Annotated in this window: 4 protein-coding genes; 1 reads left to right on the top strand and 3 read right to left on the bottom strand. The window is 73.7% G+C overall.

Features of this window, described 5'->3' with window-relative positions:
- Position 1: 1 nt before the first annotated feature.
- From ACFYYF_RS04000 to ACFYYF_RS03990, 3 genes are read right to left on the bottom strand one after another with little or no spacing between them, the layout of a single operon-like run.
- Positions 2-337 (bottom strand): acyl carrier protein, encoded by a 336-nt coding sequence (locus ACFYYF_RS04000; RefSeq protein ID WP_361675804.1) that lies wholly within the window; start codon positions 335-337, stop codon positions 2-4.
- Positions 334-5,274: a beta-ketoacyl synthase N-terminal-like domain-containing protein gene (locus tag ACFYYF_RS03995; protein WP_388771556.1), complete on the bottom strand. Its 4,941-nt coding sequence runs from the start codon at positions 5,272-5,274 to the stop codon at positions 334-336. Before ACFYYF_RS03995 ends, ACFYYF_RS04000 begins: the two co-directional genes overlap by 4 nt.
- Before the next feature lie 32 nt (positions 5,275-5,306).
- Positions 5,307-12,863, bottom strand: coding sequence for an SDR family NAD(P)-dependent oxidoreductase (locus ACFYYF_RS03990; protein ID WP_388771138.1), 7,557 nt, complete (start codon positions 12,861-12,863; stop codon positions 5,307-5,309).
- 528 nt (positions 12,864-13,391) lie between these two features.
- Between ACFYYF_RS03990 and ACFYYF_RS03985 the strand changes: the two genes are divergently transcribed.
- Positions 13,392-14,678, top strand: coding sequence for a benzoate/H(+) symporter BenE family transporter (locus ACFYYF_RS03985; RefSeq protein ID WP_388771136.1), 1,287 nt, complete (start codon positions 13,392-13,394; stop codon positions 14,676-14,678).
- The last annotated feature ends 175 nt before the right edge of the window (positions 14,679-14,853 follow it).

Raw genomic sequence — 14,853 nt, 5'->3', positions numbered from 1 at the left:
GTCAGCTCGCCTCCGCCGCCTTCAGGCTGGTCACGACGTACTCGACGAGCCGCCCCACGGTGAGCTCGATGATCTCGTCGAACTCCATCCCGGCCAGGAACTCGGCGAAGTTGACCCGCCCGCCGTACCGCTCCTCCAGGAGCCCCGCCAGGGTCACGAGGTCGATGCTCTCCAGCTCCAGATCGCGGTTGAACGTGGTGTCCATGCCGATCTCGACGTCGTCGAGGCCGTACTCGTCCTCCATGAGCCGCGCGAGCAGTCCGGCGATGTCGGCGAGGACCAGGTCCGGGCCGACGGGGTGCGGGGTGGTGTCGGCGGGGCGGGGGGTGGCGTTCATGGGGCGTACTCCTCCTCGTGGGGGTGTCCCGTCGGTCCGACGGGTCCCGTGGTCCAAGCCACGACATAGGCCCGGTCGGCCAGTCCCGGCGGGTTCGCGGCCGGCGCGCACCGCACCGCGTACGCGCGCTCCAGGCGCCCGGAGACGGTCAGGGTGTCCCCGTCCGGGGACGCCTCGAGCACGGTGAAGTCGCGCGGGCGGCCGCCGAAACCGGTGCCCTCCGCCTTCGCGACCGCCTCCTTGGCGGTCCAGAACCGGGTGAACCACAGTGCCTCGATGTCCCTGCCGCTGCCGCTGCCGCTGTCGTCGCTGTGGCCGCCGTTGTCGCCGTCGGCGGCGCAGAGCCGCCGCAGCAGCCGCAGTTCGTCCGCGCCGAGCACGGTCGCCATCGTCTGCGGGTCGCGGACCGTGACCTCCTCGATGTCGATGCCGGGACCGGGAGCGGGTGTGTGCGGCCGTACGATCGCCACGCCCGCCTCCGCGCGGTGGGCCAGCGAGATGTCCAGCGGGGGCACGTCACGCCCGTGCACCCCGGTGACGTACGGGCGTCCCATGTCGTCGTTGCGCACCCGCAGTTCAGCCGGGAACACCGGACCCTCGCCGTGGTCCCACAGCCACTGCCGTACGGCGTCCTTGGCCGCGATCCGGCCCAGCAGCCACTGCCGACGGCCGCGCGGAGCGTGCCCGGCGTACTCCGAACGCTCCTGCCCGCCGAGCGAGTTGCGCATGATCAGGTCGCGCGACGCGAGGTCAGGCCACCGCTCGTGCACCAGCGACCAGCCACCCGGGCGGGCCTCGGACAGGGTGTTGCGCGCGGGGAAGCGCTCCACCGGCCGGGTGTGCGGGTCGTTGTCGAACCGGCGGTCCTGCCAGCCGCGCAGCTCCGCCCACACCGCGCCCGCCACCGAGAGCTGTACGTCCGCCTCCAGCACGGTGTCGGTGAGCGAGGTGATCCGCACCAGGCACGCCACCTCCGTCCCCGGGGCCGGATGCGGGCCGTGGAAGCGCATCTCCCGCATCCCGACCGGGAACACGACCGTCCGCTCGGAGCGGGTCGACATGATCCAGTAGCCGAGGATCTGGCCGACGTTGTCCAGCAGGGCACCGGGCGCGGCCGGGGCGGTGATGATCCCGCGGATGTGCCGCTCGCCGAGGGCGGTGAGTTCGGTGACCCCCTGGAACGCCGGGCCGTGGAACATCCAGCGCTCGCCGTACAGTTGGGCCGCGGTGTGATCCGGCGCCCGCTCGCCCGCGGGGTCCGTCCGCCATCGGGCGGGCGGCGGGGAGGGGTAGCCGGAGGCGAGTTCCACGGTGGCGCGTGCCCGGGGGCCGAAGGACATCGCGAGGCGGTCCGGTGCCACGGACTCCGCCGTGACCCGCACGTCGACGGCGGGGGTGGCCGTCAGCCACTCCTCGAACCGGGCTCCGTGCACCGCGACCGGAACCCGGCCCGGCGCCGCCTGCCCGGCCGCGTCCATCAGATGCTGCACGATCGTGGTCGCCGGGACGACCGGCCAGCGGTCGGCCACGTCCGGCCAGCCGGCCCGCTGGGGGAAGAAGCAGTGGTCGAGCAGATAGGGCATGGTCTCCGGCGAGACACGGACGAGCGAGGAGCGGACAGCGGTGCCCGTCGGCCGCGTCTCGGCGGCGGGCATGGCGCCGGACGGGGCGTCGGGCATGGCGGCGGCGGCACTGCCGGGCGCGGAGGCGGACGTGGACGCGGGGGCCAGACCGGAGGGAGGGGCTGGCGCGGGGACGGGGGGCGGGGGCGTGATGGGTGGCCGGCCGACGGTTCTCGCGGCGATCAGCGCGGCGGCCGTGTCCGCGGTCTCGCGCAGCAGGGCGTCCAGTTCGGCGGCGGCCGGGAACCGCTCGCCGAGCGCGCCCAGCCCGTACCCGGCGGCGGAGCCTGGAGCGGGGCGGGCTGCCCCCAATTCGCCTCGCAGGCGCGCTAGTTCGGCATCACCGAGCGAGATGAGCGCGCCGTCGAGGTCGAGTCGTACGGAGGTTCGCGACGACGGCGTGCCGTCCCGGTCGCGCGGGACGGACGACTGCGGCAACAGCGCGTCGTCGTCGGAGCCGGTCCCGATCCCGACGTTCGTACCGATCCCGATGTTCGTGCCGATCCCGGCGTTCGTGCCGATCCCGGCGTTCGTGCCGATCCCGACAGCGGCGTCTGTGCCGGTCCCTACCAGGGTGTGCGTACCGGTCTCGGCGGCGCTGTGCGTACGGATCTCGGCGGCGTCGCGCGAACGGGGCCCGGCTGCGGCGTGCGTACAGATCCTGGTCTGCAGGGCGGGAGCCACGGCCGCCCCCGCCGTCCACAGTGCGGCGGCCGTCCGGCGCAACTGCGCGAGTCCTCTGCGGTGCGGGGAGTTGGCGGCCACGGCCAGATGGTCACGGCCGCCGAGGGTGTCGTCCACGAGCGACCCGAGCTGTCCGGGGCCCATCTGGACGAACGTCCGGTGCCCCGCCGCGTACAGGGCCTCCGTCAACTGCCGGAAGCGCACGGGTTCCAGAAGATGCCGGACGAACAATTCCCGTACCTCCGCATCCCGTTCGGGGAACGGCGCCGCGGTCGTCCCCGACCACACCGGGACGGTCCCCGGATGCAGCCGGAACCGCCGCGCGGCCTCCCTGATCGGCCCGAGGTAGGGCGCCAGCATCGGCGTGTGGAAGCCGGACCGGAACGGCAGCACCTGGCCGAGCACACCGCGGGCCCGGAACGAGCGGACGAACTCCTCGACCGCGCCGCCCGGCCCGCATACCATCGACTGGCCCGGCGCGTTGTCGTGGGAGAGCACCAGACCGGAGCCCGTGAACTCCCTATCCAGAGCGTCCAGTACACGGTCGGCGGGCGCGCCGACAGCGCCGAACGCGAGACCTGGCACCGTGACCGAGTCCGGGTCGAAGCCCGCCATGAAGGCGTCGACCTCGTCCCCCGAATACAGTCCGGCCGCCGTCATCGCCGTCCACTCGCCGACGCTGTGCCCGGCGACCGCGTCCGGCACGACACCCATGCGACGCAGTGCGGCGTCGAGAAGGCGCCCGACGGCGACGACGCCGAGTCCGTGCCGGCCCACGTCACCGACACGCTCGCCGTCGGGCACCGCGAGGGGCAGGCCGAAGTGCGTGGCCACGTCGTCGACGCGCGGGGCGAACTCGCCCTCCAGGCCCGGGAAGACGAAGGCGAGCTTGCCCTGGCCGGGACCTAGGAGCGGGCCGGGCCGGAACCAGACGTCGCCCCGGCCGTGCCAGGGGCGGCCCCGGCCGACCGCCCGGCGGGCCAGGGCCAGCCGTTTCGCGGTCGGGTCGACGACGGCGAGCCTGGCCCGGCCCGCGGCCGGATGGGGGAGCGCGGGGTCGAGTCCAGCGGAGCGTACCGAGCCGTCGTCCGCGTCCAGCAGGGCGGCGAGCGGTTGCGGGCCGTCCGCGGCGAGCAGCAGGACCCGCTCGGGTTCGGCGACCCGTATGGCCGAGCGCCCGGCCGTCGGGGCGGGCGCCGCCGCGCCGGTCGCCGGTGCCTCCTCCAGCACCACATGCGCGTTGATCCCGCCGAAGCCGAAGGCGTTCACCGCGGCACGGCGCATCGGTTCGCCGGGCGAGGTCTCCCAGGGGGCGGCCTTGTCGAGCGTCCGGAAGCGGGTCGCGGCCAGCGCGGGGTGCGGGTCGTCGCAGTGCAGGGTCGGCAGCAGCGTGGCGTGGTGCACCGCGAGGGCGGCCTTGACCAGTCCGGCCACCCCGGCGGCGGGCATGGTGTGCCCGATCATCGACTTCACCGAACCGATCACCGCGCGGTCCGTGTCCGATCCCGTACTGGGACCGAACACCGCCGCGAGTGTGGCCAGTTCGGCCGCGTCGCCGACCGGTGTCGCGGTGCCGTGGGCCTCCAGCAGGCCGACCGAGGCGGGCGCGGCCGGGTCGAGTCCGGCGGCGGACCATGCCTGCCGCACGGCGCTCGCCTGACCGCCGGGATCGGGGTTGACGAGGCCGGAGGTCCGGCCGTCGCTCGCCACCCCGGTGCCCCGGATCACCGCGTAGATCCGGTCGTCGTCGCGCCGGGCGTCGGCCAGTCGCTTCAGTACGACGACCCCGGTGCCCTCGCCGACGAGGAGGCCGTCGGCGTCCCGGTGGAAGGGACGGATGCGCTCGCTGGGGGAGAGGGCGCGTAGTTGGGAGAAGACGCTCCACAGGGTGATGTCGTGGCAGTGGTGGACGCCTCCGGCGAGCATCAGGTCGCAGCGTCCCGAGGAGAGTTCGCCCACCGCTTGGTCGACCGCGACCAGCGACGAGGCGCAGGCGGCGTCCACCGTGTACGCGGGGCCGCGCAGGTCGAGTCTGTTTGCCACCCGGGAGGCGGCCAGGTTGGGGACCAGGCCGATCGCCGCGTCGGGACTGTCTGGCCCGAGTCGTTCGGTGAACGCAGCCCGTACGCGCTGGAGTTGAGTGCTCGTCAGGTCGGGCAGCAGTTCGCCGAGGGTCCGCACCAGTTGTCCGGCCGTGCGCACCCGCTGGTCGAGCCGGACCAGGCCGGGGGTGAGATAGCCGCCCCGGCCGAGGACGACGCCGACGCGCCGCCGGTCGGGCAGCCGGTCCGGGCCGCCCGCGTCCGCGAGGGCCGCGGCGGCCACGTGCAGCGCGATGAGCTGGTCGGGCTCGATGCCGGCCACCGAGTTCGGCATGATCCCGAACCGCGTCACGTTCACCTCGGCCACCGCGTCCACGAACCCGCCCCTGCGGCAGTACACCTGGTCGGCGACGGCCGGCGCGGACGCGGTGCCCGGGCGGTAGTACCCGGCGTCCCAACGCCCCCGCGGCACCTCCGTGATCGCGTCCGCCCCGTCCCGCAGGTTGAGCCAGTACGCCTCCAGGTCCCGGGCGCCGGGCATGAGCACCGCCATGCCGACGATGGCGACCGGGTCTTGACGCCGCGTCACCCCGCTCACGGAGGGATCCGTCACCGGATCCCTCACCAGCCCGAGGCGGTGTGGACGACGGCGGTGGCCGACGGGTCGCCCCAGGCGAGTTCACGCAGCAGGGCCGCGGTGCCTTCCTCGGGGTCGATCAGGCCGATGCCCCGTCGGCCGTAGGCGCGGGCCAGTTCCGGTCCGACCATGCCGCCGTGCCGGGCCGCGGGTGCCCACGGTCCCCAGTGCACGGTCAGTGCCCGGTGCCCGGTACGGGCGGCCCAGGCCGCGCCGAAGGTCTGAAGAGCGTCGTTGGCCGCCGCGTAGTCCGCCTGGCCCCGGTTGCCCAGGACGCCGGCGATGCTGCCGAACAGCACGGTGAACGCCGGTCCGTCGGGCAGTTCCTCCAGTGCGCAGAGCAGGGCGTCGGCGCCGCCCGCCTTCGTGCCGTAGACCCGTTGGAAGGATGCGGAGGTCTTCTCGGCGATGATCCGGTCCTCGATCACCCCGGCCGCGTAGACGACGCCGTCGAGGCGGCCGTGCTCGGCGTGGATCTCCTTCACCGCCTGGAGCACCGCCTCCGGCTCCCGGAAGTCGACGCAGCGGTAGCGGACTTGACTGCCCAGCGCCGTGAGTTCCGCCAGTGTCGCGGTGATCTCCCTCTGGGCGAGGAGGAGTTCGGCGGCGCGGTTGATCGCGGCGGGTGTCGTCCCGCCGCGGGCGGCGAGTGCCGCGCGCAGTGCGGCCGGGGTGCGGGCGGCCGCCGTGTCCGGGGCCTCCGGGCCGTCCGGCGCGGGCGTCCTGCCGAGCAGTTCGAGCCGGCACCGGCCGGCGGCGGCGAGGGCCGCGGCGCACTGCGCGGTGATGCCGCGTGCCCCTCCGGCCAGCAGGATCACCGCGTCCCGGTCCAGGCCGAGCGCGGCGGCCTCGGCCGCCCCGGCACCGGCCGGTCCCGCGCCGGTGCCGCCGAGGATTCCCAGCGGTGACTCGACGAGCTCCGGGGCGAACCGGCCCTCGGGTCGGCGCACGACGACCGGGGCGCGGTCGGACGCGCACACCTCGTCGACCAGCGCGTCCGCGAGCAGCAACGCGTCCGCGACGGTCAGTGTGTCCGTGGAGGCGCGGGTGTGGGCGACAGCCGGCGTGTCTGCGGAGCTCCGGGTGTCTGCGGCGGCGCCGGTGCTTGTGACGGTCAATTCGTCTGTGGAGGTCCGGGCGTCCGCGGCGGAGCCGGTGTTCGTGACGGTCAGCTTGTCCGCGGTGGTTCGGGCCTCTGCGGCGGCGCGGGTGTTGGTGACGGTCAGCGGGTCCGGGAAGGTGCGGGTGCTTGCGGTGGTCCGGGTGTCCGCGGCGGCGCGGGTTCGGGTGCCTGCGGCGGCCCGGGATTCCGGGACGGCCGACGCGGTCGCCACCGCCACCTCCACCGTGCGGGCAACCGTCCGCGGGTACTCGCGCGCCACGGTCCGGAAGAAGCCGCGCAGCCCCGCCGCCACCGTGTCCGGTCCGTCCCCGTGGACGACACGCAGGGTCAGCAGCTGTCCCGGCCCCCGGGCCAGGGCGGCCTTCAGGACGGGGAAGGCGTCCGGCAACACCGGCGTGCCACCCGTCACGAGGTACAGGACCCCGTCGACCGGGCCGTCGTCCTGCGTGAGCAGATGCTCCCGGTCGCGTACGACGACGTCGGCGCCGTACGAGGTGAGCCGGGCGCCGATCTCCGGGGCGTCGCCGAGGACGGCCCACCGCGTCCCGGACAGGACGGCCGTCGGATCGGCCGCGGCGCCGTCCTCCTCGAGGGGCACCGACCGGAGCAGGTACCGCTTGGGCGCCTCGCCACGCACCCCCTCACCGCGTAGCTCCTCGGCGTTCTCCGCCTTGCCGTCCACTATCGCGCCGGCCTTCGCCTGCACGGCCTCGACCGGGCCGGACGCCTCCGGTGCCTCGCCTGCCTCAGTGACCACAGAAGCCTCAGTGGACTCAGCGGCCTCGGTGACCTCAGCTGCCTCGTCGGCATGAGCGGCGTCGGCTGACGGGACCGCTTCCGTGCCCTTGCCGGTAGGTGCGGCCGGGTCCGCGGGGCCGGAGAGCCGCGCGGTCAGCCAGTCGGTCACCGCGGCGGCGGTCCGTGCCTTCGCCAGTTCCTCCAACTCGGCGTCGTCGACACCGATGAGGTCCGCGCCGTTCCCGGCGCCGAGGCGCCGGGCCAGTTCGCCGGCGATCTCGGCCCGCTTGATGGAGTCGATGCTGAGGTCGGCCTCCAGGTCGAGATCGGGTTCGATCATGTCGAGGGGATAGCCGGTTCGCTCGCTGATGATCTCCAGCACCATGCGCTGGACGTCGACGCCCCGGCCCGCCGCGGATGCGGTGTCGGGCGCTTGTCCCGTCGGCGCCCCGGTGCCCTGTGCTGGTTCGGACGTCCGTGGAGTCGTCTGCGGCGGCTCCACCGAGTGCGCGACGGCCGTGGTGTCCCGAAGTGCTGGGAGAGCGGGGGATGTTGACGGGGCAAGAGGCGCGGGAGGCGCGGCCGTCCGCTCCCCGGGCACCGCCCCGAGGTAGGTCATCAGCACGTCACGCTGGGCGGCGACCATCTCGCGGCTGGTGCGCAGGAACTCGGCGATCAGCGCGTCCTGGGCGTCGCGGCGGTCCTGGCCGTGCGGGCCGTGGCGATCGTCCCCGGCGGAGGGGACGGCGTGCGGGGAGTTCGTCGGCACAGTCGTCTCCACGACTCGTCGGGCCGGTGCGAGCGCACCGGGAAGGAGGTCTCCTGCGGCGGTGCGTACCAACTGCCCGTCGACCGTCCAGCCGGGCCTCCTCGGCGCCGGCGTGCGCACGGCGTCGACGGCGTCGCGGCCCCGCAGCAGCCAGCCGGTGCGCACCGGCAGCCCGGCGACGGCCAGTCGGGCCAGGGCGTCGAGCAGGCCGCGCACCCCGCTGTCCGGGCGCGGCTCGCAGGCGACCGTCCGGTGCGGCCGCCCACCGAGGATCCTTCCGACCAGCCCGGTCAGCACGGATCCGGGCCCGGCCTCGACGAAGATCCGGGCCCCCGCCTCGTACATCGCCTCGATCTGCTCGACGAACCCGACCGGGGCGCCGATCTGCGCGGCGAGTTCGGCCCGCACCGCGTCCGGATCGGCCGCGTACGGCGCCGCGGTGCGGTTGGCCCACACGGGGAACTCCGGTGCGCGCACCGGACGGGCGGCGAGCGCCTCGGCGAACCGGGCGCCCGCACCGGCGACCAAGGGACTGTGGAAGGCGCAGGCGACGGGGATGAGCCGGGCTTCGTAGCCCGCCTCGCGCAGCAGGCGCACGGTGTCCGTGACGTCGTCGGACGGGCCGGATATCACCGTCTGGCGGGGCGCGTTGCGGTTGGCGACGACCACGCCGGCCGGGGCCTTCGCCTCCCGCAGGGCTCGTACGACCTCCGCGGCGCCGGCGGTGACCGCGGCCATGGTCCCCGGGTCCGCTCCGCGGTCCGCCCCGGCGGCGGCGAGGATGGCCGCCGCCCGTTCGGAGCTGAGCGCGAGAAGCGTCCCGGGGCTCAGGGCGCCGGCCGCGCTCAGGGCGACCAGTTCGCCGTAGCTGTGCCCGGCGGCCATGTCGGGCCGTACCCCGGCCGTGGTGAGAAGGGCGTGGGCGGCGAGCCCGGTGATGCCGAGTGCGGGCTGCGCGGCCCGGGTGTCGGTGAGCGCCGCCCGCTGCCGCTCGCGTGCGCTGTCGGCGAAGGCGGCGGGCGGGTACAGCCGTCCTGCGTGCTCGGCGCCGAGTTCGAGGTAGTGGCGCAGCTCGGGGAAGGCCACGAACAGGTCGGTGAACATTCCGGGGCGCTGGCTGCCCTGACCGGGGAAGAGGAAGGCGACCTTGCCCCCGGCCGGGTCCCCGGCGAGATGGACGCCGTGCGCCGGATCGTGCTCCCCGGCCAGCGCCCGCCGCAGCCGCCCGATCAGCTCGTCCACGTCCGCGGCCACGACCGCAACCCGGGCCGGATCCGGACAGGCATCGGCCCGGCGGGCCGCGCTCAGCGCCAGGTCGCGCAGCCGCCACGGCCGGCCGTCGGCCTCCGCCGCCCCGAGCAGTTCCTCGACGGCCCGGTGCGCCGCCGCCGTGTCCCGGCCCCGGAACACGAACAGTTCGGCCGGCCAGACGTCCAGCGCCTGCGTCGGTGCGCCGTCGTCCGCGTACGCGCCCAGCACCACATGGAAGTTGGTGCCGCCGAAGCCGAACGCACTGACACCGGCGAGCCGTTGTGCGGCCGGAGCCGCCCAGGGCAGGGCCCGGGTGTGGAAGGCGAACGGGCTGTTCTCCTCGTCCCACGCCGCGTTGGGGCGCTCCAGATGCAGGGTGGGCGGCCGGACGCCGGTGTACAGCGCCAGGGTCGTCTTGATCAGCCCGGCCAGCCCGGCGGCACACTTGGTGTGCCCGATCTGCGACTTGACCGAACCGAGCACACAGCCCCCCGGCTCGGCCCCGCCGAACACCTCGCCCAGGACGGTCAGTTCGGTGCGGTCGCCGACGACCGTCCCGGTGCCGTGCGCCTCGACGAGCCCGACCTCGGCCGGTGAGACGCCCGCGTTGCGGTAGGCCCGTTCCAGCGCCGAGCGCTGTCCCTCGGGGCGGGGCGCGGTCAGGCCCAGCGAACGGCCGTCGCTGGAACTGCCGAGGCCCTTGATCACGCCGTAGATCCGGTCGCCGTCCCGTTCCGCGTCCGCCAGCCGTTTCAGGACGACGCAGGCGACACCCTCGCCGAGCGCGATGCCGTCCGCGGAGCCGTCGAAGGAGCGGGAGCGGCCGGTGGGGGAGAGCGCGTGCACCGAGGAGAACAGGACGTAGTCGTTGATGCCGTTGTGCAGGTCGGCGCCGCCGCACAGGACGACATCGCTGGTGCCGCCGGTGAGTTCCTTGCACGCGACGTCCACCGCGGCCAGCGAGGAGGCGCAGGCGGCGTCGACGGTGAAGTTGGCGCCGCCGAGGTCCAGCCGGTTGGCGATACGGCCGGATATGACGTTGGAGAGCATGCCCGGGAAGGAGTCCTCGGTCAGCCGGGGCAGCTGGCCGTCGAGGCCTTCGGGGACGCGCCCGTGGTACGACGGGAGCACGGCCCGCAGGGTGGCCGCGTTGGACAGGTCGCTGCCCGCCTCCGCGCCGAACACCACCGAGGTACGGGACCGGTCGAACTCCCTTCCCCCGTCCCCGTATCCGGCGTCCTCCAGGGCGCGCCGGGCGGCCTCCAGGGACAGCAGCTGGACCGGCTCGATGCTGCCGAGCGACGCCGGCGGGATCCCGTAGCGCAGCGGGTCGAAGGGGATCCGGGGCAGGAAGCCGCCCCACTTGGAGGGGACGGTCCCGCCGGGGGGGTGGCTGCCGCTGGAGGTGTCTGCGCCGGCGGTGTTGTCGTCGCGCTGCGCGTAGTGCACGGCCGGGTCCCAGCGCTCGGGCGGGACCTCACCGACCGCGTCCCGGCCGCCGACGACGTTCGCCCAGAAGGTCGGGAGATCGGGTGCCTCGGGGAACATGCAGGCCATCCCGACGACCGCGATGTCCAGTGGCGCGGGCGCCACCGGCTCCCGGGTCCCGGACCCGCTCCGCCGGCCGCCGGGCCGCTCGCCCAGCCGGTCCCGTAGGCCCGCCGCCCGCTCCGTGAGGAAACCGGCACCCCCGGAGGTCACCGCCCGGTGCAGCGCCGCGACGGTGGTGGTGGCCGAGCGCAGCACGGCCACCTCCCCGGCCATGAACATGCCCTCGCCGAGCTGGCGATCCTCGCCGACGGCACCGAGCGCGCCGCTGTCGTCCCGTTCCAGGCCCTTGCTCGCCAGGCGCAGCCGCCCGATGTTGAGCTGCTCCAGTTCCTCCCAGATCCGCCGGTCGGTGACGCCCGCGGACCGCAGCCGCTCCTCGTGCTCGCGGTATCCGTCGGTGAAGGGGCTCGGCACACAGCGGGTGGCGTGACCGGGCGCCGTCTCCAGAAGGGTGGTCCTCTCGGCGGCCCGCACCTGGCGCTGGAAGAGTGGCTGGATCGCGCGGCACGCGACCGCCTCCTCGGTGAACAGGTACGCGGTCCCCATGAGGACCCCGACGGCGGCCCCGCGCGAGGTCAGCGGTGCCGCGAGCGCGGCGATCATCGCCGCCGAGCGCTCGTCGTGGACACCGCCCGCGAAGAACACCTCAAGCGTCTTTGCGGTCTCCCCGTCTTTCCCATCCCCCTGGCCGCTGTTGCCGTCCGCGTCCAGGAAGTCCTCCAGGACAGCGAGTTGCGCCTCCCAGAGCGGGAAACCGGCACGCGGGCCGACGTGCCCGCCGCACTCGGAACCCTCGAACACGAACCGGCGGACCCCGGCCTCCAGGAACTGCCGCAGCAGACCCGGCGAGGGCACGTGCAGGAAGGTGCGGATCCCGTCCTGCTCCAGCGCCCGCGCCTGGGAGGGGCGCCCGCCGGCGATGACGGCGTGCGTCGGCCGCAGCTCCCGTACCGCCTCCAACTGGGCGGCTCGCACCTCTTCCGGCGCGAAGCCGAGCACGCCGACACCCCAGGGCCGCCCGTCCATGGCGGCCTTGGTCCCGGTCAGCATCGCCCGGGTGCGCGCGCCGTCCGCCAGCGCCAGCGCGAGAAACGGCAGCGCGCCGTCCTCGGCCACCGCCGCGGCGAACTCGGCACGGTCGCTGACCCGGGTCATCGGCCCCTGAGCGACGGGCAGTCGGGTGCCGAGGGCCCGGCTCATCGGGGAGTCCGCGTCCAGCGCCCCGGCGGCACTGTCGTCGTGTACGGCGTCGTGGACGGAGTCCGTCAACGCCCTTAAGGTTGCGCGTACATCACCCCATTGCCGTGCGAACCGAGCCGCCAGGAAGCCGTCCTGACCCACCGGCAGCAATTGCGTACGGGGATCCTGCGCGCCCAGTGCCGCCGCCACCGTCTCCGGGTCGTTCCCGGCGATGCGCGGCGCGTCCGGGCCGCGGCGGAGCAGCACCCGGTGACCTGCCAGCACGGTCGTCTCCGAACCGTCAAGGGAGCGCAGTTGAGCGGCTGCGGCCTCGGGCAGTGACGACTCGGCGAGCAGTGCGAGCTGGCTGTCGAGCACCACTCCGGCGGCCCCGCCGACCATCGCGGCGGCCGCCGTCCGGGGGCCGATTCCGCCGCAGGCCCAGACGGGGAGCGGCACGTCGGTCGCGGAGAGGAGCCGCTGGAGCAGGACGAAGGTGCTCAACTCGCCGATCCGGCCCCCGCATTCACTGCCGCGGGCGATGAGACCGTACGCCCCGGCGCGCACCGCCTCACGCGCCTCGTCGAGATCCGTCACCTCCACCAGCACCCGGTGGCCGGCGGCCAGGTCGCCGACCTGCCACGGCGCGTCCACCGCAAGGACCACGGTGTCCGGCCCGCCGGCGCCACCGGTCTCGCGGGTGAGATCGACGGGGTCCAGCTGGCAGCGTGCGCCGATCCGCACCCCGAACGGGCCCGGCGCGAGGCGGAACAGTCGTTCCAGCGCGTCGCGGGATCTTCGGTCCCCGTCGCCCAGGTCGAGCACTCCGAGCCCGCCGGCCCGGCAGACCGCCGCGGCGAGCCGGGCGTCGGGTTCGCCGAACGGGGTGATGCCGATGATCATGTCCTCGTTACGCACAGCAGACGTCATGATTCTCCGAATCAAGCTGAGACTGCCTGGTGGGGGATGCGGTACGACAACGATGGCGGCGCGTCGGATTCCAGCGGGACCTGCGGCAGCCCGGGAACACCGATGAAGAAAGCCTGCTCGAAACGCGTTGAAAGGTAGACCCATTGTTACTGGCTGGTCAATGTTGAACCAGTGGGGCGACGGACGGGCGTATTGATCCGGTCAATCGCGGACCCGGGAAGGGGTGCCGGAAATCGGAGCAATTCCTCGACGGTGGGGCCCCGTTCACCCCCCTCTCACATCACCGAAACGCCAATAGGTGAATGCGGAACTTCTTTGGCGTGGCGTGTCCGAATCGGGGCGCACTTTCCCTTAGGTCGGGGGCAGAGGAAAACTCTGTGTATCGATCTTGACGTGACCGGGAAGGGTGCGTCCCGGCTCGCACGTGACCCTCCGACGACACGACGGATCGCCCTCCCACCGCAAAGCGGTCTCGGACAGTGGGATATGGGTTGTCCGATCTGCAAGGGACTGGCGAAAATCTGTCCGGTGAGCGAGATCGATCATCAGAAGTTGCCCAGGGCCGCGTCGGCCGCCGCCGTGTCGGCCGGCCTGATCGCGGTGCTGGTGGGGGTCACCAGTTCCGCGGCGATCGTCTTCGCCGCCGCGAGGGCGGCCGGGGCGGGACCGAGAGAGCTCAGCTCATGGATGCTGGCTCTCGGAGTCGGTATGGGGGTCACCTGTATCGGCCTGTCCCTGCGGTACCGGGCTCCTGTCGTCACCGCGTGGTCCACCCCCGGGGCGGCGTTGCTGGTGTCCGGCCTGGACGGGGTGACGATGGCGCAAGCGGTCGGCGCCTTCATCGTGTCCGCCGCGCTGATCGTGCTCAGCGGGCTCACGGGCTGGTTCGAGCGAGTGATGGGAAGGATCCCCGTACCGCTCGCGGCGGGCCTGCTCGCCGGGGTGCTCGTGCAGTTCGGCACCGGACTCTTCGCCGGTATGGACGGTCATTTCGCCGTCGTGTTCTCCATTTTCGCGGTCTATCTGCTCGGGCGGCGATTGCTGCCCCGCTACGCGATCATCCTGGCGCTCGCGGTAGGCGTCGCGGTCGCGGCAGGACAGGGCTCGCTCAGACCGGGGAGGATTCGATTCGCCTTCGCCGAACCGGTGTTCACGGCCCCCGCGTTCTCGTGGCAGGTGATCGTCAGTGTCGCGTTGCCATTGTTCGTCGTCACGATGGCGTCGCAGAATCTACCGGGCGTCGCGGTCTTGCGCGGCGACGGCTACGACCGGGTGCCGGTGTCGCCGCTCATCACCTGGACCGGCTCCGCCAATCTGCTGCTCGCGCCGTTCGGCTGCTTCGGCCTGAACCTCGCCGCCATCACGGCGGCCATCTGCACGGGGCGTGAGGCGCACGAGGACCCGGAACGGCGCTACTTGGCCGGAGTCTGGGCGGGAATCTTCTACCTGTGCGTGGGCATCCTCGGCGGAACGGTGGGCTCGCTGCTGACGGCACTGCCGGCCGCCCTCATCCTCGGCATCGCCGGACTCGGCCTGCTCAACACCATCGGAAACTCGCTGGCCTCCGCCGTCTCGGACGACAACTGGAGGGAAGCGGCGGTCGTCACGTTCCTGGCCACCGCATCCGGGGTGACACTGCTCGGCGTGGGTTCCGCGTTCTGGGGGCTGCTGGCCGGAGCGCTGACGGCGGCGGTGACGCGCGGTCGCCTTCCGCGCCGAGCCGGCACATCACGGAAGCCGACCCGTGCAGCCGCCCTTGCGACGCCGCCCGGCACCCCGTCCACCGACACGTCCGAGCCTCTCGGCGACGCCTGAATCAGTGCTCGGCACACCAGCAGAACGAACCACCGCACGTGTAACAACGCGGACGTCCGACACACCGGCACGACTGCCCGCAGTTCACGGACTCGGTGTGCAGCTTCACCTCGTCCGGGTTGCCCGAGTCGTACGTGACGCGGCAGTTCCGGCAGGCAACCTGTCCGGGCCGCAG

The sequence above is a fragment of the Streptomyces sp. NPDC001914 genome (genome assembly GCF_042891215.1).
Taxonomy (GTDB): domain Bacteria; phylum Actinomycetota; class Actinomycetes; order Streptomycetales; family Streptomycetaceae; genus Streptomyces.
This window is presented reverse-complemented; position numbering and strand designations above follow the sequence as displayed.

Coding starts and splice junctions, on each gene's coding strand:
- ACFYYF_RS04000 (WP_361675804.1), bottom strand. CDS start 337: ATGAACGCCACCCCCCGCCCCGCCGACACCACCCCGCACCCCGTCGGC.
- ACFYYF_RS03990 (WP_388771138.1), bottom strand. CDS start 12,863: ATGACGTCTGCTGTGCGTAACGAGGACATGATCATCGGCATCACCCCG.